This is a genomic window from Massilia sp. BGA-UO-ETr-WB1 (assembly GCF_059567845.1).
Genome location: NZ_JCAQOT010000025.1, coordinates 478,102 through 499,241, shown reverse-complemented (window position 1 = coordinate 499,241; position 21,140 = coordinate 478,102). Strand labels below are relative to the sequence as shown.

The 21,140-nt window shown below is 65.9% G+C and carries 21 protein-coding genes; 3 read left to right on the top strand and 18 right to left on the bottom strand.

Annotated features, from left to right (window positions below; genetic code table 11):
• Positions 1–38: 38 nt before the first annotated feature.
• The 18 genes from AC56DV_RS20360 to AC56DV_RS20275 form a co-directional block, all read right to left on the bottom strand.
• The gene (locus AC56DV_RS20360; RefSeq protein WP_496316051.1) at positions 39–380 is read right to left on the bottom strand and encodes a phage tail assembly protein; all 342 of its coding nucleotides are present in this window, start codon (positions 378–380) and stop codon (positions 39–41) included.
• A 55-nt stretch (positions 381–435) separates the two neighbouring features.
• Positions 436–939, bottom strand: coding sequence for a phage major tail tube protein (locus AC56DV_RS20355; protein WP_496316050.1), 504 nt, complete (start codon positions 937–939; stop codon positions 436–438).
• Between the two features lie 30 nt (positions 940–969).
• Positions 970–2,139 carry a phage tail sheath subtilisin-like domain-containing protein gene (locus AC56DV_RS20350; RefSeq protein WP_496316049.1) on the bottom strand — a complete coding sequence of 390 codons (1,170 nt, stop codon included), beginning with the start codon at positions 2,137–2,139 and terminating at the stop codon, positions 970–972.
• Between the two features lie 78 nt (positions 2,140–2,217).
• Positions 2,218–3,990: a hypothetical protein gene (locus AC56DV_RS20345; protein ID WP_496316048.1), complete on the bottom strand. Its 1,773-nt coding sequence runs from the start codon at positions 3,988–3,990 to the stop codon at positions 2,218–2,220.
• 2 nt (positions 3,991–3,992) lie between these two features.
• Complete coding sequence (locus tag AC56DV_RS20340; protein WP_496316047.1) at positions 3,993–4,313, bottom strand: hypothetical protein; 321 nt, start codon at positions 4,311–4,313, stop codon at positions 3,993–3,995.
• 9 nt (positions 4,314–4,322) lie between these two features.
• Positions 4,323–4,766, bottom strand: coding sequence for a hypothetical protein (locus tag AC56DV_RS20335; protein WP_496316046.1), 444 nt, complete (start codon positions 4,764–4,766; stop codon positions 4,323–4,325).
• Positions 4,763–5,437, bottom strand: coding sequence for a hypothetical protein (locus AC56DV_RS20330; RefSeq protein WP_496316045.1), 675 nt, complete (start codon positions 5,435–5,437; stop codon positions 4,763–4,765). The genes AC56DV_RS20335 and AC56DV_RS20330 overlap by 4 nt, the downstream gene beginning before the upstream one ends.
• A 7-nt stretch (positions 5,438–5,444) precedes the next feature.
• The gene (locus AC56DV_RS20325; RefSeq protein ID WP_496316044.1) at positions 5,445–6,998 is read right to left on the bottom strand and encodes a hypothetical protein; all 1,554 of its coding nucleotides are present in this window, start codon (positions 6,996–6,998) and stop codon (positions 5,445–5,447) included.
• A 9-nt stretch (positions 6,999–7,007) separates the two neighbouring features.
• Positions 7,008–7,352: a hypothetical protein gene (locus tag AC56DV_RS20320; protein WP_496316043.1), complete on the bottom strand. Its 345-nt coding sequence runs from the start codon at positions 7,350–7,352 to the stop codon at positions 7,008–7,010.
• Complete coding sequence (locus AC56DV_RS20315; protein ID WP_496316042.1) at positions 7,353–10,835, bottom strand: DUF4815 domain-containing protein; 3,483 nt, start codon at positions 10,833–10,835, stop codon at positions 7,353–7,355. It lies immediately after the preceding gene.
• Between the two features lie 10 nt (positions 10,836–10,845).
• On the bottom strand, positions 10,846–11,328 hold the full coding sequence (locus AC56DV_RS20310; RefSeq protein ID WP_496316041.1) for a BW3TFN family phage tail fiber component: 483 nt from the start codon (positions 11,326–11,328) through the stop codon (positions 10,846–10,848).
• A 3-nt stretch (positions 11,329–11,331) separates the two neighbouring features.
• Positions 11,332–12,369 carry a phage tail protein gene (locus AC56DV_RS20305; RefSeq protein WP_496316040.1) on the bottom strand — a complete coding sequence of 346 codons (1,038 nt, stop codon included), beginning with the start codon at positions 12,367–12,369 and terminating at the stop codon, positions 11,332–11,334.
• Positions 12,363–13,193, bottom strand: coding sequence for a baseplate assembly protein (locus tag AC56DV_RS20300; protein WP_496316039.1), 831 nt, complete (start codon positions 13,191–13,193; stop codon positions 12,363–12,365). The genes AC56DV_RS20305 and AC56DV_RS20300 overlap by 7 nt, the downstream gene beginning before the upstream one ends.
• On the bottom strand, positions 13,190–13,522 hold the full coding sequence (locus AC56DV_RS20295) for a GPW/gp25 family protein (RefSeq protein WP_496316038.1): 333 nt from the start codon (positions 13,520–13,522) through the stop codon (positions 13,190–13,192). Before AC56DV_RS20295 ends, AC56DV_RS20300 begins: the two co-directional genes overlap by 4 nt.
• A 2-nt stretch (positions 13,523–13,524) precedes the next feature.
• Positions 13,525–13,719, bottom strand: a complete 195-nt coding sequence (locus tag AC56DV_RS20290) for a hypothetical protein (protein ID WP_056405117.1) — start codon at positions 13,717–13,719, stop codon at positions 13,525–13,527.
• A gap of 77 nt (positions 13,720–13,796) precedes the next feature.
• On the bottom strand, positions 13,797–14,333 hold the full coding sequence (locus tag AC56DV_RS20285) for a phage baseplate assembly protein V (protein ID WP_496316037.1): 537 nt from the start codon (positions 14,331–14,333) through the stop codon (positions 13,797–13,799).
• Positions 14,334–14,343: 10 nt separating this feature from the next.
• The gene (locus tag AC56DV_RS20280; RefSeq protein WP_496316036.1) at positions 14,344–14,892 is read right to left on the bottom strand and encodes a hypothetical protein; all 549 of its coding nucleotides are present in this window, start codon (positions 14,890–14,892) and stop codon (positions 14,344–14,346) included.
• A 153-nt stretch (positions 14,893–15,045) separates the two neighbouring features.
• Positions 15,046–15,705, bottom strand: coding sequence for a hypothetical protein (locus AC56DV_RS20275; RefSeq protein ID WP_496316035.1), 660 nt, complete (start codon positions 15,703–15,705; stop codon positions 15,046–15,048).
• 106 nt (positions 15,706–15,811) lie between these two features.
• Here AC56DV_RS20275 and AC56DV_RS20270 point away from each other — a divergent pair, with 106 nt between their 5' ends.
• The 3 genes from AC56DV_RS20270 (at position 15,812) to AC56DV_RS20260 (ending at position 21,127) form a co-directional block, all read left to right on the top strand.
• On the top strand, positions 15,812–16,534 hold the full coding sequence (locus AC56DV_RS20270) for an XRE family transcriptional regulator (RefSeq protein ID WP_496316034.1): 723 nt from the start codon (positions 15,812–15,814) through the stop codon (positions 16,532–16,534).
• Positions 16,535–16,664: 130 nt separating this feature from the next.
• Entirely contained in the window at positions 16,665–18,692 is a 2,028-nt protein-coding gene (locus tag AC56DV_RS20265; RefSeq protein ID WP_496316033.1) for a methyl-accepting chemotaxis protein, read from the top strand.
• A gap of 170 nt (positions 18,693–18,862) precedes the next feature.
• Complete coding sequence (locus AC56DV_RS20260; RefSeq protein ID WP_496316032.1) at positions 18,863–21,127, top strand: CehA/McbA family metallohydrolase; 2,265 nt, start codon at positions 18,863–18,865, stop codon at positions 21,125–21,127.
• The last annotated feature ends 13 nt before the right edge of the window (positions 21,128–21,140 follow it).

Below are 21,140 nucleotides of genomic sequence, written 5' to 3'. Positions count from 1 at the left end.
GCGTCATGCCGTCGATCTCCGATGGCTGGAACGCGTACTCACGCGCCAGGCGCCGCGCCAGGCTGCGCAGCTGCGCCGGGGTCACCTGCAGCATCGGATACCAGGCGAAAATAGGCTTCCTGGATGCGGTTGTAATCGGTCAGCTTGAGCTGCTCCAGGTCCGCCGGCGACACTTGCGCCAGGCTGGCGAACAGCGCCAGCTCGCGCTCCTCCACGTCGTTCGGATGCATCTTCTGCGCGCCGCGCATGTCGCGCACGGTGGGCGCGCGCAGCACCAGCTGGTTGGTCTTCACGCCGTTGAACGACTCGGGGCGCGACAGGGTGACGGTGATGGCGTCGGTGCCCGGACGCAGCCAGGCGGGAATGGTGTTGTGGTCCATGGTGATCCTTGAGATGAAAAGGCCCGGCGCCAAGGCCGGGCTTGGGGTTATGGGATTACTGGCCCAGCGCGGCGCGCACGCCGGCCAGCTGGTCCTGGCCGTCGACCATGCGGATGCCGGCCACCGGATCGATCTCGATCACAGGCGCGCCGTCGATCTCCAGCTTGTAGTAGCTGCAGCCCACGCTGTACTTGGTTTCGCCCTTCTCGCCGGTCTTCCAGTCGCCCATGTCCACTTCCTGCAGCAGGCCGCGGAAGGTGGCCACGGCCGCCACCACTTCGCCCTTCTGGTTCTTGAAGGCGCCACGGAAGCTGCCGTTGAAGCTGTTCTGGTCGGACAGGCCGAAGAACTTCAGCACGTCCTTGGCCACGCCGGTCATGGAAAATGCCGCGTCCATGGCCTCCAGGCCCATGTCCATCTTGACCGGAGCGTCCATGCCGCCGGCGCGGTAGTCTTCGGTTTTCACCTTCAGCTTGGGCAGGGTCACCTGGCTGGCCACGCCCGCGTAGGAGTTACCGTCGACGAACAGGTTGAAGTTGTAGAGAGTCTGAGGAATCATGTTGTGGTCCTTTGTAGTAGTCGGGTTTGATTAGTTCGATGCGTCCAGCACTTCGGCGACCCACTGGTTGGTCACCTCGACGCGGAAGTTCGGGTTCTCGGCCGGCGGCACGTCGGTGAAGCGGATGTTCCAGTACACCTTGCCCTGCTCCAGCTGGCTGGCCGAATTCAGCTCGGGGTCCGCGTAGACCTCGAAATTGATAATGCAGCCGGCGTTGCGCAGGTCGCGCATGAAGGCATTCAGGCCCTCGGTCACGTCCTTCACGTAGGTCTTGGTGATGCCGCGGTCCACCGCCCACTTGTGCGCGTACAGGATGGCGTCCATCACCATGTCGGTGGTGCGCACGCGCGTGACGAAGGCCCACTTCGGATCGGCCGACAGCGTGCGGTTGCCCCACAGGCGGAAGCCGCCGTCGCGGATGATGGTGGCGATGTTGGCCTGGTTCAGCAGGTTGGCGCGGCAGGTTGCGTCGCCGTCCAGGAACTCGACCGGGCGCTTGGTGCCGGTGATGCCCACCAGTTCCTTGTTGGACGGCGAAACCCAGAAGCCGTATTCGGCGTCGGTCCAGGCGAACAGGCCGGCGGCGGCGGCCGACGCAGGCGCGTCGACGTCCTTGCTGGTGGCCGCGTCCCATACGCGCACGCCCGGGTCCACCATGTACAGGCGCTTGCTGCCGAAGTTCAGCGCGTGGGTGACGGCCGACTCGTCGTCGGTGTTGGGGCCGTCGATGATGGCGACCGCGCGCAGCTTGCCGGCGATGCCGTCCATCTCGGTGGCCACCGCCTGGGACGAGGAATGGCCGGGCGCGGCCAGCAGGCGCGGGTGCAAGCCCAGGATGGACTTGGCGTCAAGCAGCGCCTGCAAGCCGGTGCGGGCGCCTTGCGCGGTGACGCCGCCGATGATGGCGGTGGTCTGCGCGGCGGCGTCAGCCACTTTGGCTACGCCGACGGCGGCCACCACCGCGCTGGTGCGGGCGTAGATGGCGCGCAGCGACTGGTAGATGGCGCTGTCGGCGCCAAAGGCGGCAGCCGCTTCGCGCAGCGAGGTGATCTTCACCGGTGTGTTCGGCGCGGCCAGGTTGGCGCCGGGAGTGTAGGTATCGACCAGGCCGATCACCGAGCTGGATGGAGTGGCGATCGAGCGTGGGCCGGTGTCGACCAGGGTAACGGTGACGCCGTGGAAGAAGGATGTTGCTGGCATTGTGAATCTCCTAGAAATGAAAAAACCCGCTCGGGGCGGGTTGGAAGGGACTGCGATGGGTGCTGCTGATCGGCGTGCTTAGTTCAAGGTCAGCACGCCGGAACTGATGTTGCCTTTCACGCCGGCGATAGGCGTGGCGGTGGTGTAGTTGAACACCAGGTTGGGATGGTTGATGCGGTAAGTCCCTTTGCCGAATATATTGGACAGATCCCCCTCGTTCGGGCAATACGACCCGGCGATGCCGGAGAAGACGCACTGCTCGAACACAAAGCGCGTCAGGTTGCGCGTGCCCGCCGAAGCCTGCGAAAGCGTCAGGACTTGCATGCCGTCGCCGACCGCGCTGACTGGGCAGTTCTTGGCCGATCCATTGTCAATGGTGAAAAACTGGCGGAAGTTCTCAGTCCCCGCCGCGTTCACGCAAATGGCGAGAGAGTGATAGGTGTAGTACGTGTTGGATTCGGCATCCTCGTATTGCGATCGAAACGCTCCTTGTACAATAGCTGCCTGGCCTGCTGCATTAGTCTTGTGCATGGCCCAACCCAGTCCGGCGCCGTCCACTGTATTGCCTGAAAAGGTGAGCCGCGTGGCGCTTACCGGCGTGCCGTCGTTCAGGAAGATCGCGCCATAGCCTGCCACACCAGACCCCGCCACCAGCAGCAGGAAGCGGTCGCCAAACGGTACAATCAGATGCGAGCCGTACATCCCTTGCCCGTTCACAACAGTGGCGCCGCGCCTGACCAGCGTGCCGTCGGTTTTCACGATGCTCAAATCCATGATTCCACTGTCGTTAGAAAAAGCGAACGCCACCTTGCCATCGGAGAGCCGTCCCATCACTGCCGTGCGCTGAGCGGAAACCGCCGCACTGAGCACCTGGCTCAGCACACCGGCGTTCGTCAAGACGAACAGAAATGCCTTGCCAGGCGTCTGCGTGCCCCAACAGACCTTGTCGTCGCCAAGCGTACTGATGCGACGGGTTACATAGTTGGCAAGCGACCCTACGCTCGCCACAGTTGCGGTCTTGGGTGTGCCAATGATGGCCAGATTTGCATCGTAGACGGCGAAATTCACATCCGAGGTGGGCGAAACCTTGTAAACAAATGCGACCTGTCCGGTGCCGAATCGCTCCATATCAAACGCGCGGGTCCGCGATACCTGATGCACATACATGGCCGCAACGTTTGCCGCGACCGTCACCGCCGCCAAACTGGCCCCGGTAATCAGATTGACCCTGGCGGCAGAGATGGTTCCTCCGGCAAGCCAGCTATAGTAAAGATTGCCGCTCGCTGCATCGAATGCATGGTTCCAGTTGTTCGGACCGCCGCTCGCACCGGCGATGACGACCGGTGCCAGTACCTGGCCATTGCTGCCGTTGCTGCGCTGGCCGGCGTTGAAGAAGAAAATCTTCATCTGCGAAGCGACCGAGACAATCACCGCGATGTTGACGCCATCGGTGACAACATCCGAAACCTGGCAGTCGCCCGTCGCAAGCACCAGGTCCGCTTCCAGAGTGGCGTCTTTCGACGCCCAGCAGGTGCGCAGTTCGGTCAGGTTCTTGTAAACCATGAACAGCATGCCGCCAGCCTCGACCATCTTGTCGCCATAGTCATTGCTCGAATTGCTCAAGTTGCTGTTGGGGACCGATGTGGTCCTCAGCACTGCATTCGATGCCGTTTGCGAGCCGCCCAGAATATTCTGCAGCGATGCCTGCGCGATAGTCACACCGCCGGTTAGCGGGACGAACTTGCCATCGGGGCGGCGAAATACCGGCACACCTGCAGAAAATGGCGCCCCCGCAACCGCGACCTCGGCAATTTGCGTGCCGAGCGCGCTGCTATTGAGATAAATCGTCATGGTCAGGTATCCGCAGTAATCGCGCCGTTGTAGGTCACGCCCACGAAGCCGCTGGTGCGCACGAATATTTTCTGGCCGCTGCCCACCACCAGGCCAGTGACCGTTGCTGGGATAGCATCCATCAGCATCTCCTCGAACATCCAGTCCGCGGCGACGGGAGCGCCGCCTGCGGTGACCGCCAGGGAGATAGTCGCGTTGGTGCGCGCCCGGTTGTTGAACACCAGTGTGCCGACTGCCTTGCGGCCGGGTGCGGACGTAAACAGCTCGACGTCCTGCCCGCCCGGCGGGACTGCCGCCGCGAGCCTTCCAGAATTATTAGCCATCATTCCTCCTTAAAAACTTGCATAAAAAAGTGCCTGGCCGATGTCGCCGGAATCGGCTTTGGCCGCCAACTGGCCATCCACGTAGGACTGGTCGGCCTTCCCGGCAACGCGGCTTTCCACATAGGCAGGGGTGGCCTTCAGGGCCAGCTGGTCGTCGACGTAGTCGGCGTCCGCCTTCAGCGCCAGGCTGGCGGCGACATCGCTCTTGTTCGCCTTCAGCGCCAGCAGCGACGTGATGTCGCCGATGTTGCCCTGGGCCTGCTTGAGCACGGTGACGATTTCCTGCACCGTGTCGAGGTTGACGTCGTCGCTGGCGACCAGGGAACGCAGCGAGAACAAGGCACCGTCCACTTGCGTGAACGCCTCGCGTAGGCGGGCGACATCGGTTTCCAGATCGTTGTCCGGGTGCGGCAGCGGAAGTCCTAGGTGGGGAGTGGATTGAAGTATCGTCACGCCAGCACCTCCGCTGCGCGGCCGTTGCCGATCAGGCCTGCGATCTCCAGCGCTTGCGCGCCGGCCAGCGTGGCCGGGTCGTCGAGGTTGATGTCGTCCGCCAGGCAGAACTTCTCCCACCAGGCGCGCAGGGCACCGTTCGCGCCGACGGCAGCCAGCACGGCTTGCAGTTCGGCCGAGGTGAAGCGCTCGGTGAACTGCTTCCGCGTCAGGCGGCGCGGAGCGGCGACCGGCACGTCAACGGACCAGGTGAAGGCCGGTACGCTGGCGACGTCGGTCAACGCATCCAGCGCAGCTTCCGCAGCATCGCTGGAGCGACGAATTGCCTCGCGCTCGGCCAGCACCGCATCGACTTCCGCCAGCGTCGCCCAGCCGGCCGCCTCGCGTTCACGGGCCCGCCCCAGCTTCCAGTCCAGAGCTTCGATCAGGCGAGCGGCCTCAGACTTGATCCGAATCTGGCGGGCTGCCTTTGCTTGAGTCAGCAGCGCGGCGGCGTCGTGGAATACCGTCGCGCCGTCGCTGTCCAGAAACAGGCAGGATGGATCGGTCAGGTCCAGGTCTACCGGCAAGCCGCTCAGCGGAATGCATACGCCGCGTCCGTGAAACTCCGCAGTTCCATCGATCGAACCGATGCAGCGGCGCGTGATTTCATCGAATATCAGTTTTTTCATTGTTGTCCTAAGCATTTAGCGGAATAAAGGCGAATTCAACGGCTGCGTAGCCGCGGTAAGACAGCGAAGTAGCAAAGCGGCGCATCGGCAGGCGCGGTGACGCGGTCAGCGCTGTATGGTTGTACGGATTAGCGTTACGTTCAGAGTACTGGACATTGGCACCGTCGTAGGTAACCCACTCATTCGTAACATTCCCGTCACCCCACCCTGCGTTACCAGCCTTGGTCGTCAGCCGGACAAACAGCCCAATGCCGTTTCTCAAAGTCGTTTGAGCAGACCACGTAGCCGCTGAGCCATAGCTAATTTTCGCAACCAGCGGCGAGGTGTAGAGCGCATCCATTGCGACATTCGACGCATTGAGAAATGCCATGGCGGTGGCCGATGCGGCCATCGCGGCCACTGCTGTGCTCGATGCAACGACAGCATTCGTTGCCGGCGGCGAAGCGAATATCGCAGTCATCGCCGAAGCCGATGCCGCTACCGCAGTCATTGCCGTGCTTGAAGCCACAACCGCATTTAGCGCAGTCGTGTTAGCTAGCATTGCCGATATGCCGGTGGCGAATCCGACTAATGAAGTCATTGCCGTAATCGACGACGCAACGATGTTGAGGGCGTTTGCGGAGGCAAGCAATGCGCTGATGGTTGATGCCGATGCCGATATGATATTCATGGCAGTGCTTGATGCCGCGATTGAGCCCATGGCGACGGATGAGGGGTAAATCACGCTCATCGCAGCTGACGTAGCTATCAGCGCCGACATAGCAGAAGACGACGCTGCCATGGCATTCATCGCCACTGTCGAGTGGACAATGAAGTTGATAGCCTGTGCGGACGCGGCAACAGCGCTAGCTGGCGACGACGCTGCCGCCAGGGCCGTCATGTCGCTCCACACAACAGGGTCGAGACCGGCGGCACCGGAAGCGAGTTTCGCCATCGCCACCGAACTAGCCCTAAGGATGGCCATGGCTGGCGCGCTGTTGAGCAAAGCGGTCCGCGCAGCGGACGACGCGCCCAGCACGTTCATGGCTGAGGCCGAAGCCGCCAGCGCGGTCACTGCGGTGGTGGATGCAGCCACCGCATCCACATTGGCAAACACCAGCGGATCAAGTCCGACGATACCAACTGCCAGTTTGGTTGTCGCCAGCGGACTTGCGTTGATGGCCGCCACGGCCACGCTGGACGCCAGCAGCGCCGTGCGGGCAACACTGGATGCCGCGACCGCATTCATCCCCTTCGTGCTGCCCGCAACGGCGGCCATGGCCGGCACACTGGCAGCCATCGCCTTCATCGCCTCTTGCGACGACAGCACCAGTTCAAAGCTCTGCCGGTTGCTGGCATCCTCCAGGTAGGCGTCGAGTTCGGCGCTGGTCATGCCTTCGATCGGGGCAATGGCTTCGGGCAGGATGGCGTCGAAGCGGTTCACGCTGTCATAGCTGCGCAGCATGGCGCCGGTCAGGACCAGCGTGGCATCGTCGGCCGTCGCCAGATCCACGGCGGTCAGCCGCGCCTTGGCCCGCGCCAGGTACTGGTTGCGGAAGTCGGTTAAATTGGTACTGGACATGGGTCCTCCTTATAAGCCTGCATACAGCAGCGACGATATCGCCGTCAGCTGCGCGGCGACGCGTTCGTCCTGGCTGGATAGCTGGGTGTTGACGGCGGCGTTGTTGGCCGCCAGCTGCTCGGCCACCAGCGTGTTGACGGCGCCGATGTCGGTGCGCGCGGCCTTGATGGCGGCGATCAGTTCCTGGACCGTGTCCAGGGTCAGATCGTCGCTGTGCAGCAGCGCGTCCAGCGACTCGACCTTTTGGTCGAGCGCCGCCAGCGCGGCGCGGATGCGCGGCACGTCGTCTTCCAGGCTGTTGTCCGGGTGCGGCAGCGGCAGCCCCAGGTGGGGCGTGGTTTGTTGTATCGTCATTTACATCACCATGATGCGAAGGTTGCGGACAAAGGGACGGGCGGCGGCGGAACCGGCGGTGGCCAGGCGCGCCTGCACCACGTTTTCGTTCACGCCGGTCTGCTCGTACACCAGCTCGTGCCAGCCGTTGTCCAGCGCCGTGGTGCGGATCTGCGGAATCGGCGCGGACCAGGTGTCGCCGACGTCGCCGCCTTTCAGCTGCACGGTGGCGGCGGCGCCGCTCGGCAACTTGGCGTCGATCACCACCCGCACCCGCGAACCGGTGCCGGCCTTGACGGTGCGGCTGACGTAGTCGCCGTTCTCGCCCAGCCAGCCCACCATTAGCTGGCCGCCACGGTGCAGCACCGGCGACACCGAACTGTCGCCGCGCAATTGGGCGCGCAGCGTGACGTTGCCGGTGACCGGCGCCGACAGCGCCAGCGGCTGGTTGCTGGACGCGGCGATCTCGCTGCCGTCCGGCAGTACGACGGTGTAGCCGATGGTGGCGTGCGCGCTGGACTTCTGCTCCAGGGCCATCACCATCAGGTCGGTGGCGCCGTTCACCGCCACCGTGCCCAGGTCGATATTGCGCACGGTCTCGGTGTAGTTGGCGGCCAGTACGCGGAACTTGATGTCACGGTCCTGGTGCGGGGTCCAGGTGCTGTTGTTGCTGGACGAGAGCAGCACGCCGATGGTGTACGGCTGCGCGGTCACCCAGGCGGCGCCGTCCCACTTGCCCAGCTCCGCTATCGACAGCGCGGTCTCGGCGTCGTTGCACATGACGACGAAGGCCAGCTCCTCGTTCGCTTCCGTGTAGTACGGCAGCGCGAACAGGGCGCGGGTGGCTGTGCCGTCGGTGCGGATCTGGCTTGGCGACAGGCGCGCTTCGGCCAGCACGCGCAGGGCCGGCAGGCCGGTCTGCACGGTGCGCAGCTGCACCACCACGTCGGTAGCGCCGACCGCCTCGAACCACAGGTCCACGCCCACCAGATGCGCCGGGGTAGGCGACAGGAAGGTCTGCGCCAGCGGGTCGACGCCGACGTTGGCATAGTGCGCTTCGCCCTTCTTGATCACTTCCCACGCATCCTTGGCGCTTTGCTGCATGTTCTTCTCGGCGTTCGCCACCGCGCCGGTGAGGAATTCCTTCAGCAACGCGGCGCCGGTCACGCCCTGGTTGATGGCGCCCATCCAGAATTCCACGCCCGCCGGCTCGCCCTCGCGGCCGAGGAAGGTGGTGTACATGCTCTCCACCTGCGCGCGGATCGGATCGGTCGACGGAGGCTTAGGCACTGGCTTCGGAATGGGAACCGGCGATTCATCGACCTCCGTTTCCGGCACGATCACCGGTACGGCGGGCACCGGCGCCGGTTCGTAGCGGTACACGTACTCGGTGACCACGCGCCGCAGTACGCGGTCCTCGGCCCAGCTGGCGGCGGTGTAGAACGCGCTGCCGCGGCTGCCGCCGCTGCCGATGATCTGCACCAGCTTGCGGCCGACAGGCACGTTCGGCGGGATGTTGAACTGGCCGCTGACCACGCCGTTCGCGTCCGCCACCGGCCGCACTGCCGGGTTGGACTGCGAGCCGGGCGTCACGGCCACGCTGTCGAAACTGGCCCCCACCACGGTCTCGTTCGGACCGAAGCCGGTGATGCTGAATTTCACCGTCACCGGCCGGATCACCTGGTCCTGGTTGCGCGCGCTGCTCAGCGTTTCCACCGACGTGGTGGACGACGGGCCGGCGCTGTCGCCATACGGCACGCGCACCACGATGCGGTTGGTCAGGTTGCTGGTCCAGCTCTCGGTGGTGTAGGTCATCTGGTCGATGGCCGGGTCCAGCACCACGCTGGCGGGCAGCGGCGCGAAAGCCTGGTAGGGATTCACCGCCATGGAGCCGGTGCGGCGGTTCTGCTCCACCAGCGAAATCACGGTGTGCGCCAGCGTGGTCGGCCCCGCCACGTCGTTGCCGTAGCGCGAGGCGGACAGCGCCACCGGCAACGTCAGCGTGCCGCTGACGATGGCGCCGGACTGCACCTGGCCCGCGTCGCGCATGCTGTCGTCCATGAAGGGATCGACGAACACGCCCTTCTTCTGCACCGCTTCGCGGTTCATCGCGTCCGATTGCAGCTGCTGCTGGGCGATCAGCATCTTCAGGCCGTCCAGCTGGTCCTGCACGTGCGCCAGGTCGGACATGGGCACCATGCGCGGGCTGTCGAGGCTGATGCTGGTGCTGGCGTTCCAGTGCTGGTAGATGGTCGCCAGCAGCAGCAGGCCCGCAGGCACGCTGGGCGGCGGCGGCATCCAGTCGCTGGCCACGCCCTTGATCGGCACGATGTCGCCGGCCTCGTTCAGGCACAGGCGGTCCACGCGCGGCATCTTGTAGCGGTAGCTGGCCAGGATCAAGGTGCCGGCCACCGCGCCGGTCACGGTGAAGCCGGCGTTGTCCACCAGCGTGGGCGCAACGGTCACGATGTGCTGGTACTTCACCGTGTAGGTGCTGCCGGCGGCCGGCTCGGCGCCGGCCGGGCTCCAGTCCACCTTGCCGCCGGTGAGCTTGTAGTCGGTGTTCTTCACGTAGACGGTGGCGCCCTGGCGCACTTCCACGATCTGCAGCACCGAGGTGTCGGGCAGCGGATCGAGGCCGCCGGCGATCACGCCGTGGCTCAAGGTCACGCTGCGTTCGGCGGTCATGCTCACGCTTTCCAGCTGCGCAATCGGGCCGTAGTCCACGTTCACGCGCTGCGCCGCCGTGCCGCTCGACACGTGCGGTTCGTCGGCAATGGCATTCAGGTCCGGCGCGGCGGAGTACACGTAGCGTAGCGCGGCGCGCAGCTCCACCTGCTTGCCGTTGGCGCGCGCGGCGCCGGCCGAGATGATGTAGCTTTGCTTGTCGCCTTCCAGCTCGGCGCCACGGCGCACGTCCATGCCGCTGATGATGTAATTGCCGCCGGTGCTGTCGCGGTCATAGCGCTGCAGGGCCACCGATACGGCGTCGATGGTCGGCGGCGCTTCCTTGGCCTTGAGCACGCCGTTCAGCACCTGGTACACCGGGTAGAACTTGCCGGCCTTGCCGTCGCCCGCCACGCCCCACACGGGGTTCAGCTGCAGGCGCGCGGCGCCCGGTTCCATGTAGCCGCGCGTGCCTTGCGCGGGGTTGAGCAGTTCCGGGTCGTCCAGTTCGGTGACGGTGGCTTCCTGCAGGTAGACGCCGACGGCGATCTCGCCTTCCACCGGCACCTTCAGCGTGGCCGGGCCGATGCCGCGCACGGCGCCGGCCAGCCACAGCGCGCCGGACGCCAGGCGGGTGTCGCCGGTGACGCCGTCCACCACGCAGCCGGCATCGCGTATCAGGTCGCCGTCCTTGAACAGCACATTGCCGATGTTGGCGATGCGGTCGATCAGGCCGGTCTGCATTTCATTCAGTTCCGCCGACTGCAGCACGCGCTCGGCACTGAACAAGTGCTTCTCGTGCCGCTTGGCGGGGTTGAAACGGTCGTAATAGGTCATGCACTTCCCCTTAGAACGGTAATACGTATTCGAACGCCGGACGCACCGCGCCGTTGCGGTCGAACATCTGGCTGCGGTCCAGCAGGTACAGCTTGCCGGGGTTGGTGATCTCGTCCGGAGCGAAGTAGCGCTGGCCGGCCGGCAGGCCGCTCTTCAGCTGCGTGCCCAGGAAGATGCCCAGCTCGCGGATACGGGCCGACGGCGCCTCGTTGAAGGCGAACACCACGCGCACGTACAGCCAGCGCGTGGGCGTGGCGGACATGCGGAAGTTGCCCTGCGGGGTTTCGATGGTGCCGGCCGGATCGGGTTCGACGAAGCCCACTTGCGTGGCGGCGCGGCGGCCGATCTCGTTGACCAGGGCGGCGGCGTTCACCGGCTCGGGTTCGGCCTGGGTGTCCCAGGCGGGATTGCCGCTGCCCCAGGCCACATGGACGGGCTGGGCGGCGACCAGTTCGGCGACGGCCACGCGGCCGTCCAGTTGTTTTGCTGGCATGGATCAAACTCCTTCGAAGGTGGTACGGGTTGGTATTGGTTCGCGCCAGGCGCCGGCCCAGCGGCCGGTCCAGGTGCGCGTTTCGATCGCCATGGCGATGGCGGCGCCGTCGCTGCGGGCGTTGCTGCTTGCTTCGTCCTGCACCGGCATGACGTTGACGTAGCCGTCGTAGCCGGTCGAGATGGCTGCTTCCTCAGCCTCGGGCTGCAGCGCGTAGCCCTGCTGCGAGACCATGCCGCCGACCACGTCCACCAGCACTTCCGAGTCCAGCTGGAAGGCGTCCAGGCGCCAGCTGTTGTCGTCCCACACGCGGGTGGAATAGGTGCTGAGGGTGCCGTAGCTGGCGGGCGGGTCTTCCGCCGGCATGGCGGCGGCGGCGCGGGTGCCGAAGCTGAGCTTCACGCCGTCCACGTACACGCCGGAATCGTCGTCGAGCAGGGACTGGTCCAGGCGCGAGAAGTCCAGCTGCACCGGGCGCAGGTCGTAACCGTGGTACATGCGGTAGAAGCGCGCGTGCGCCGGCAGCGACTGCCCCACCAGGTGGCGGATGGCCGCCAGCTGCGGCTGCGCCTGCGCGGTGCCTGGGTCGATCTGCAGCCAAGGACCCTGCTGTTCCAGCGCGGCCTGGTAGCCGATCCAGGACAGGGCGCGCTTCACGGAAGCGGCGCTGCCGCGCTGGCGCAGCCACGGCAGGCCCTGTTCGATCAGCTCCCCGGTGCTGCTGAAGTAAGGCGCGAACTCGGCCAGCTGCCATTCGGCCGCTTGCCACGGGGCGAAGCCGGGCGGACGGCGCGTGCGCAGGCCGGACGGCGCGTCGGCCAGCGCATCGAGCCCAGGGCGCGGCGCTGTGCGGGCCAGCGCGCGTTCCAGCGCGGTGCTGTTGGATGGCAGCAGGCGCGCAGCGTCGGGCAAAAGCACGGGCAAGGGCACGGGCGCTGCGGCGCCGGCCAGCGCTGCGGCGGCAAACGCGCCGGCTACCGCGAAGGCGCCCGCTTCGCTGGCGCTGATGCCACCGAGGTCGCCGACATCGCCGGCTACCATGCCACACCTCCGTCGCGGATCTCGACGCTGCCCGGCTCCACGTACTCGTTCGGCGCCACGCTCACGCCGTCGGTGTCAAGCTGTACGCGGGACACGCCTTCAACGTGCAGGCGCCCCGCCAGCCACGAGGCGGACAAATCGCGGCCGAGGCGCGCATGCTCGGCGATCTGCAGCGGCAGCGCTTCCTGCAGCTGCGCCGCCAGGTCGAGCGGCGCCGTGCTTTCGCGGTAGATGGTGGCCGTCACCGCCAGCTGACGCGCTTGCGCCAGCACCACCGTCAGCGGCACGCCGAGCGGCTTGGCGTCGTCGGCGGCGAAAGCCTGCTGCACGCCGGCCAGCACGGCGGCAGCGTCGGCTTCCGGCTCCGGCCACACGGCCAGCGCCACGCTGCCTGGCGTGGACGGCATGATGGCCGCGTCATGCACCTGCGGACTGGCCGACAGCGCCACGTAGCGGTACTGCTCGGGCGTGCCGTTGCCGGCCAGCGCGGCAATGCGCAACTGCGTGCGCAGGCGCAGGCGCTCGTCGCCTTCCTCCGGCAGGCGCGCCACGTTGTAGAACGCCGCCGCGTGGTCCAGGTCCGTGTCTTCGGCGTAGGCGATCAGGTTGGCGCGCGCCGCGTCGTTGATGCGGGCGCGGATCTGCAGTTCGCGGTAAGCCGCCAGCTGCAGCAGCTTGACCACCGGGTCCGATTCCAGCGCCGCGTTCCAGCCCTCGCCCATGTTGGCGCGAAAGCCGGCCAGCATGTCCTGGTAGATCTGCTCGAAGTCGAGCGCCTCCACCACGTCGGGCGGAGGCAGTTGTGTGAGGTCGATGATGCTCATGTTTGCACTTCCATAATCATGCTGGTCCCCAGGTAAACGCCGCTCAGCTTGAGCGTGACGCTGCCATCGATAACCGACTCCACCGCCACCGCCTGCAGCTGCAGGCGCGGTTCCCAGCGTCCCAGCGCGCGCGCCACTTCGGCCTGCACCGACGATTTCCAGCCCGCCGTCAGCGGCAGGTCCACCATGCGCGGCAGCTCCGAGCCGTACTCGGGCCGTTCACGGCGGCTGCCTTGCGGCGTGGTCAGGATGTCGCGCACGCTTTGCAGCAGATGGGCCACGGCGGTGAGCGGCTGGCCGGTCTGCCGGTCCATGCCGACGATGCCCATGGTCAGGCCGCCGCGCGGACCACGGGCACGCGCTGGAATTCAGCGTGCTGGTCGAGGTGCGCGATCAGTTCGGGACTGGCGGCGGTGATGTGGCCGTGCAGCACGCGGTGCGTGGTGCCGTTGGCCAGCACAATGCTGCGGCTCTTGTAGGCGGTGTCGCGGAAGACGACGGGGGTTTTCGGTTCGGCTTTTGCCATGCTGTAGCTCCTTGAGGTTAACAATGGGCGAAAAAAAACCCGCACGCGGCGGGTCGGGTTCGGGTTTGAAATTCCAGTTAATGCTTATGGTGGTTGCTGTTGCCGCCGCCGTCCATGACGGCGCCGGCGGCATCGACGTTGCCGTCGATTTTGAGGTTGCCTTTGAACGTGGCGCTGGGCGCGTCCACCACCAGCGCGGCGCACTTGAGCGTCACCGTGCCGCTGCTTTCCACGCTGATGCTTTTGCTGCCGCTGGCTTTCAGCGCGCCCGCTTCCCAGTCGTATTCGAGCAGGCAGCCGTCGGGCATGCGCCAGGCCATGGCCTTGGGGCGCGCATCGCCTGCCTGCGCATGCTGGTCGGTGTAGAAACCTGGCAGCACGAAGCCGCCCGCCGGTTCGCCGGACGGCGCCACGATCAGGGCCTGCTCGCCCACCGACGGCGCGCGCCAGTGCCGCGCTTCGCCCGCGCCCAGGCTGAGCCAGGGCAGCATGGCCGATATCCACGGCCCCACCTGCACCCGGCAGCGCGCGTTGGCGTGGTCCACTTCGGCCACCGTGCCGGCCTGTATCAGCGCGGCCAGGCGGCGGTCCAGTTCCGCTATTGCGTAGTCCATGCCGCCTCCATCAGATTGCCGGCTCGGCGCCGGCCGGCCAGTAGTGCGCTTCGCGGCCGGCGCCGGTTTCGGGATCGATGCCCAGCATCAGCGCCAGGCCGCTGCTGTCCTCGTAAGGCCAGGCGGGCTGGCCCAGGTCGATTTCATGGGTCCATTCCAGCAGCCAGGCCAGGCGCCCCGCTTCGGGCGCCGGGTCCAGGTCCAACGCGGGCGCCGGCCCGGCCTGCACGAACTGCGCCACTCCGATGGCCAGGTTCCAGGTTTCGTGGTGGATGGCCAGCGCCAGCCGCGCCGCCAGGCCGCGCACCTGCAGCGCCGCGCCGCTGGCCGCCGCGTCGCAAATGACGCGCGCCTGGAAGCGCGCCAGCAGGCCCATTTCGCCGCTGCCCGGATCGCGCGCCGGCGCCAGCTGCGCCAGTTCGACCAGCACCGCCGGCAGCGCCAGCGCGGCGCCGGCCGCCGGGTAGTGCGCCACGGTGGGCACGTCGTGCAGCTTGGCGGCGAGGCCGGCGCGGATCGCCTCGTGCAGCTGTTCTATGGTTTGTAATGGTTCACTCATGCCGCAAACTCCTGAGGCGAAAAAAAACCCCGTGCGGCAAAACCGGACGGGGAAAGTAAAAAAGCCCGCTTAAGCGAGCTTTGGATGCAATTACTGCGATGATGACTAAATCATATAGGCGCTGTAACACGCCGTCAAGCCCTTTTTCAAAAATTATTCAAAAAAGTCGCCGACCACGCCCTGCTCGCGCAGATACGGCTCCAGGCGGTCCAGCGCCACCTGCTCCAGTTCGCGCAGGCGGGTGCGGATTTTTTCGAAGGCGCGCGCATACGTCATATGGTTGCCGCCGAAATTGCCGGCCAGCTCGCGGAAGCTGATCTCCATCTTCTTGTGGTTCGCGTACAGCTTGCCGATCATGCAGTCCACCGCGAACGGCTTCACCGCCGGGAAGGCCGGCGCCAGCCAGTCGGACAAGCCCTTGATCGCTTCGATGCGCTCGGCAGAGAAGGCGAAACGGCGGTTGCCCTCATCGTCCTCCATCTCGGTGTGGCCGTAGCGCGCCTGAAGCGCCCAGGTCTCCATGCGCGGCAGCTTGCTTTTCACCGCGTGCACGATCAGCGCGCACTGGGCGCGCACTTCCAGCGGGCTGAGGCCCGCAAAATTCACGCGGCGCGAGCTCTGGCCGCGCAGTTGCTCCAGCCATTCGCGCTGCTCGCTGCCCGGATTGGCCGCGCTTTCCAGCATCCGTATCAGCATCTTGCGCAGCGGCGCGTCCTGCGGCGCCTCCTGCCCGGTAATCATGTACGCCACGTGCACGGCCTGCCCCGCACTGGTGAAAATCGCGTCTTTATTCATCGTGTCCACTGCCATCATCTGTCTGCCCTCCTGGTTGTTCAGCTTGCTATAGGGAACAATATATACGAGAATGAATAGGCTAACAATACTCGAATGAATAAATATTGCGCTTATCTATACGCGGATGTATAGTGTAGGCATGGATATCTCTAGCCGGCTGGAATCAGCCATGAAAGCAGCGGGTTACGAATCGCAAAGCGCGCTCTCGCGCGCTTCGGGCGTGCCGCAACCCACCATCAACCGCATCCTCAACGGGGTAGGCAAAAAGGGGCCGGAAGCGCACACGCTGGTGCAGCTGGCTGCCGCCTTGCACGTCACCTTCGAATGGCTGCACGAGGGCATCGGCACGCGCGAGCGCGGCACGGCGCCGGCCGGCGTGCTGCCCGCGCAATACACGCCGGTGGTGGTGGCGCCGGAGGACGACACACGCTTCTACCAGATCCAGAAGGTCAAGCTGCGCCTGTCGGCCGGTATCACCGGCTTCGCGGTGGAGCCGGAAACGCACGACGGCAGCACCCTCAGCGTGCCGCGCCACTGGGCCGACCGCAACGGCTTCAACCCCGAGCGCCTGATCGGCATCAAGGTACGCGGCGAGAGCATGGAACCGTCGCTGTTCGAGGACGACCTGGTGATCATCAATACGGCCGACAACAAACCGGTCGATGGTGTCGTGTTCGCGGTGAACTACGAGGGCGAGCCGGTGGTCAAGCGCATGTCGCGCGACGCCGGCCAGTGGTGGCTTACTTCCGACAATCCGGACCAGCGCAAGTACCACCGCAAGGTGTGCCGGGGCTCCGATTGCATCATCATCGGCCGCGTGGTGCGCAAGGAGAGCGACCGCATTTGATTCCGCCAGGCACACAAACAAGCACACAAACAACACACTGTTCGCCCTGCTCGTCTTCCTAAAGAAATAGGCATAGAATCGATTCAAAGAGTTGCGCCTAAAAAAGTTGCAAACCGGAGGGGGATACATCGTGAACGCTCATTCGTGGCTGGACCGGCTGCTGCTTTGGCAGAAATTCATCATTCTCAGCGTGCTCGCTCTGCTGCTTGCCAGCATCCCGACCGCGCTCTACCTGCGCGAAGCGGGCAAGACGCTGGACGCGGCGCAGAACGAACTGGCGGGCCTGGCGCCGTCCGCCGCCATCCTCAAAGTCATCCAGAACACGCAGCAGCACCGCGGCCTGGCCGCGCTGGCGCTGGGCGGGGTGGCCGGCGCGCAGGAAAAACGCGACGCCAAGCAACGCGAAACGGACGAGGCCTACGAGAAGATGGACGCCATCATCCGCAGCTTCAACAACAAAGCCATCGAACAGGCCTGGGAAACGCCCAAGCGCGACTGGACCACGCTGCGCGGGCAGGTATCGAGCCGCAGCATCTCGGTGCCAGCCAGCTACGAGGCGCACACCGCGCTGGTGCCCAAGCTGCTGGTGGTGAACGACCTGATCGGCGACCTGTTCGGCCTGAGCCTGGACCCCGACCTGGACAGCTACCAGCTGATCCAGGCCATGTATTACCAGCTGCCCTACCTCACCGAGGAAACCGGCAAGATGCGCGCCAAGGGCGCCGGCCTGCTGGCCAAGCAGGAGGCCTCGCCGGAAGACCGGATGGCGCTGTCGGCCATCGTGGCGCGCGTGAACGACAGGATGACGCAGACCGCCACCGCCTACAACAAATCGGTTGGCGCCAATCCCGCAGTGAAAGCCATGGTGGGCGCGCAGTGGCAGGAGGCGCAGGAGCTGGCCATGAAATCCATGCAGCTGGCCACCGAGCAGATTGTGCGCGCCGAGACGCTCACCTATCCCGGCACCGACTACGTGGCGCAAACCACCAAGGCCATCGACGCGCAATTCACCGCCAACCAGGCCGCCAGCAAGGAGCTGGAAATCCTGCTCGAGAAACGGGTCGCCACCCTGCGCAACACGCGCTGGATCATGATCGGCTCCATGCTCGGCCTGATCGTGGTGGCCGGGCTGATCGCGCGCATGATCGCGCGCTCGGTCAGCGTACCGCTGGATGAGGCGGTGCGCATTTCGCAGCGCATTGCGCAGGGCGACCTGACGGCGCACTTCACGCTGGAAGGCCGCAGCGAGACCGCGCAGCTGATGCGCGCGCTGAAGGACATGAACGACAGCCTGGTCAACATCGTGGGCAGCGTGCGCGGCAGCGTCGACACCATAGGCTACGCCTCGAACGACATCGCCAGCGGCAACTCGGACCTGTCCTCGCGCACCGAGGCGCAGGCCTCCAACCTGGAGGAAACCGCCGCCTCGATGGAGCAGATCACCTCCACCGTGCGCCAGAGCGCGGACAACGCGCGCCAGGCCGATGAGCTGGTGACCAGCGCCACGGCCGTTGCCAGCAAGGGCGGCCAGGTGGTGGAGCAAGTGGTGCAGACCATGGGCGCGATCAACGACAGCTCGCGCAAGATCGTGGACATTATCGGCGTTATCGACGGTATCGCGTTCCAGACCAATATCCTGGCGCTGAACGCGGCGGTGGAGGCGGCCCGCGCAGGCGAACAGGGACGCGGCTTCGCGGTGGTGGCGTCCGAAGTGCGCAACCTGGCGCAGCGCAGCGCCAGCGCGGCCCGGGAGATCAAGGACCTGATCAACGACAGCGTGCAGAAGGTCGACGCCGGCAACACGCTGGCGGCGGACGCGGGCAAGGCCATGAGCGACGTGGTGGACAGCGTCAAGCGCATCACCACCATCATGTCGGACATCGTGCACGCGGCCCAGGAGCAAAGCGCGGGCATCGAGCAGGTGAACCAGGCCATTACGCAGATCGACGAAATGACGCAGCAGAACGCGGCGCTGGTGGAGCAGGCCGCCGCCGCGTCGGAGAGCTTGCGGCAGCAGGCGGGCGCGCTGTCGGAGGCGGTGTCCGTGTTTACGTTGCATGAGAACGACACTGCGCACGGCGCCGTGCGCACCGCGCCCCCGCCGGCACGCCCCACCGCGCGCCAGCTTGCGCTGGTCAAACGCGCCAGGACCGTCTGATTTTCGGCGGATTCCGTTCAATTCTGGACAGAATCCGCGCACCTGTCTCAAACGGGACAAAACGAAGCGGTTTATAAAATTTCCGTCTCAATCCCCAAGTAAATTCGAATTTGTCCGGCAACCGGGCCTGCTGCATAGTGGCGCGCACCACCATGCTGAAAGAGGCCCTCATGAAACACCTGAACCATGTGCTGCTGATGCTCGCCATGAGCAGCGGCGCCGCCGCACACGCATCCGAAGCGGACCACCGCGAGTTTGAAGCCACCCTGCACGTGCCTTACCGCGCCGCCCCGGCCGGCGACGGCACGCAGCAGGAAGCGCGCACCTTCACGCTGGAATTCAGCTATCCGCACGTGCAGCGCGCGCAGTCGGCGTTCTGGCTGGTTGAGCTGCTGGGGCCGGACGGCGAAACCGTGCAGCGCTGGCACGGCGTGGAACGCCTGTTCAAGGAGCCGGTGCAGGTGCAGGTGGACTGGAGCGCGCAGAACGGCCGCGCCGCCATGCCGGAAGGCCAGTACCGCGTGCGCATGCGCGCCGTGGCCCAGGACGCCCGCTCCATCAAGGGCAGCGCGGAAGACGCGGTGCTGCAAGCGCTGGCCGAAGCCGATGAGGCGCACGAGCAGGAATGGGAACTGGCCGTGGGCAGCGGCGCCGCGCCGGCCATGCCGCGCTTTAGCGCCATGCCGACCGGCCCTGCAAGCGCCGCGCGCGCCCGCGCCGAAGCCCGCACGGCCGTCGATGCTACGGCTGCCCGCACCGGCGCCGCCGCGGGCAGCGCGCCACAGCGCCTGCGCCAGGGCGCCGCACCGGCCCCCGCCTCCCTGCCCTACACGGTCTACTTCGGCAACCTGCACAGCCAGACCAACCACAGCGACGGCGGCGGGGCGCTGGCCTCCTGCACCGGCGCGCAAGCGCCGCAAAGCGCCGCCTACGGCCCGGACCACGCGTACGCCTACGCCAAAAACCGCGGCCTCGATTTCCTGCTGGCGTCCGAACACAACCACATGTACGACGGCTCCGACGCCACCAACACCTCGGCCGACGCGGCGGCGGCCAAGGCGCTGTACCAGTCCGGCCTGTCCATGGCCAGCAGCTACAACAGCACCAATCCCGGCTTCCTGGCGATGTACGGCCTGGAATGGGGCGTGATCAACAACGGCGGCCACCTGAACATCCTCAACGCCAACGAGCTGCTGGGCTGGGAGAGCAACAGCAGCGGCCAGCTGCTGGCCGACACGGCCACCGCCAAGGGCGACTACGCCGCGCTGTACACGCTGATGCGCCAGCGCGGCTGGCTGGGCCAGTTCAACCACCCCGCCACCAGCGGCCAGTTCGCGGCCGGCGGCGTGGCGCTCGGCTACACCGCCGACGGCGACCAGGCCATGGCGCTGTGCGAGGTGCTGAACACCTCCGCCTTCTCCACCAACACCACCGAGACGGAAACCGGCCGCAGCAACTACGAAGCCGCGTGCAAGAAGGCGCTGGAAGCGGGCTTCCATATCGCCTTCAGCAGCAACCAGGACAACCACTGCGCCAACTGGGGCGCCTCCTACACCAACCGCACCGGCGTGCTGATCCCCACCGGCACGCCGCTGAGCAACGCCAGCTTCATGGAAGCGATCCGCGCGCGCCGCGTGTTCGCCACCATGGACAAGGCTTCGCAACTGGTACTGACGGCCAACGGCCATATCATGGGCGAGCGCTTCAGCAACAGCGGCTCCTTGCAGCTGCAGGTGAACTTCGCCAACAGCGCCGGCAAGACCGCGTCCACGGTGCAGATTTTCGAGGGCGTCCCGGGACGCAACGGCACCGTCACGCAGCTCTCCTCCAGCGCCAGCACCACCATTACGCCATCGAACGGCGAGCACTTCTATTACGCCAAGGTGACGCAGAACGACGGCAACATCCTGTGGTCCGCACCGGTCTGGGTCAGCCAGGGCGCGGTGGTGGAACCGCCGCCGCCCCAGCCACAGCAGCTGGTCCTGAACGGCGGTTTCGAATCCGGCACCGCATCGTGGACCGCGAGCAGCGGCGTTATCACCAACAGCACCAGCCAGGCCGCGCACGGCGGCAGCTACAAGGCCTGGCTGAACGGCTACGGCACCGCCCGCACGGACACGCTGTACCAGCAGGTGGCCATTCCGGCCAGCGCCACCAGCGCCACGCTGAGTTTCTGGCTGAAGGTGGCGTCCGACGAAACCACCACCACCCAGGCCTACGACACGCTCAAGGTGCAGGTGCGCAGCAGCAGCGGCGCCGTGCTGGCCACGCTGGCCACCTACTCCAACCTGAACAAAAGCAGCAGCTACGCACAGAAGACCTTCAACCTGGACGCCTGGAAGGGCCAGACCGTGCGGCTTTACTTTGAAGGCATAGAGGGTTCCACCGTCCAGACCTCCTTCCTGGTGGACGACGTGGCCCTGAACATCCAGTAGAGACCTCCACTGG

Bases quoted from the DNA above. Each gene is read 5' to 3' on its own strand.
- AC56DV_RS20360 (WP_496316051.1), bottom strand. From the start codon at position 380: ATGGACCACAACACCATTCCCGCCTGGCTGCGTCCGGGCACCGACGCC.
- AC56DV_RS20355 (WP_496316050.1), bottom strand. From the start codon at position 939: ATGATTCCTCAGACTCTCTACAACTTCAACCTGTTCGTCGACGGTAAC.
- AC56DV_RS20350 (WP_496316049.1), bottom strand. From the start codon at position 2,139: ATGCCAGCAACATCCTTCTTCCACGGCGTCACCGTTACCCTGGTCGAC.
- AC56DV_RS20345 (WP_496316048.1), bottom strand. From the start codon at position 3,990: ATGACGATTTATCTCAATAGCAGCGCGCTCGGCACGCAAATTGCCGAG.
- AC56DV_RS20340 (WP_496316047.1), bottom strand. From the start codon at position 4,313: ATGGCTAATAATTCTGGAAGGCTCGCGGCGGCAGTCCCGCCGGGCGGG.
- AC56DV_RS20330 (WP_496316045.1), bottom strand. From the start codon at position 5,437: ATGAAAAAACTGATATTCGATGAAATCACGCGCCGCTGCATCGGTTCG.
- AC56DV_RS20325 (WP_496316044.1), bottom strand. From the start codon at position 6,998: ATGTCCAGTACCAATTTAACCGACTTCCGCAACCAGTACCTGGCGCGG.
- AC56DV_RS20320 (WP_496316043.1), bottom strand. From the start codon at position 7,352: ATGACGATACAACAAACCACGCCCCACCTGGGGCTGCCGCTGCCGCAC.
- AC56DV_RS20315 (WP_496316042.1), bottom strand. From the start codon at position 10,835: ATGACCTATTACGACCGTTTCAACCCCGCCAAGCGGCACGAGAAGCAC.
- AC56DV_RS20310 (WP_496316041.1), bottom strand. From the start codon at position 11,328: ATGCCAGCAAAACAACTGGACGGCCGCGTGGCCGTCGCCGAACTGGTC.
- AC56DV_RS20305 (WP_496316040.1), bottom strand. From the start codon at position 12,369: ATGGTAGCCGGCGATGTCGGCGACCTCGGTGGCATCAGCGCCAGCGAA.
- AC56DV_RS20300 (WP_496316039.1), bottom strand. From the start codon at position 13,193: ATGAGCATCATCGACCTCACACAACTGCCTCCGCCCGACGTGGTGGAG.
- AC56DV_RS20295 (WP_496316038.1), bottom strand. From the start codon at position 13,522: ATGGGCATCGTCGGCATGGACCGGCAGACCGGCCAGCCGCTCACCGCC.
- AC56DV_RS20290 (WP_056405117.1), bottom strand. From the start codon at position 13,719: ATGGCAAAAGCCGAACCGAAAACCCCCGTCGTCTTCCGCGACACCGCC.
- AC56DV_RS20285 (WP_496316037.1), bottom strand. From the start codon at position 14,333: ATGGACTACGCAATAGCGGAACTGGACCGCCGCCTGGCCGCGCTGATA.
- AC56DV_RS20280 (WP_496316036.1), bottom strand. From the start codon at position 14,892: ATGAGTGAACCATTACAAACCATAGAACAGCTGCACGAGGCGATCCGC.
- AC56DV_RS20275 (WP_496316035.1), bottom strand. From the start codon at position 15,705: ATGATGGCAGTGGACACGATGAATAAAGACGCGATTTTCACCAGTGCG.
- AC56DV_RS20270 (WP_496316034.1), top strand. From the start codon at position 15,812: ATGTATAGTGTAGGCATGGATATCTCTAGCCGGCTGGAATCAGCCATG.
- AC56DV_RS20260 (WP_496316032.1), top strand. From the start codon at position 18,863: ATGAAACACCTGAACCATGTGCTGCTGATGCTCGCCATGAGCAGCGGC.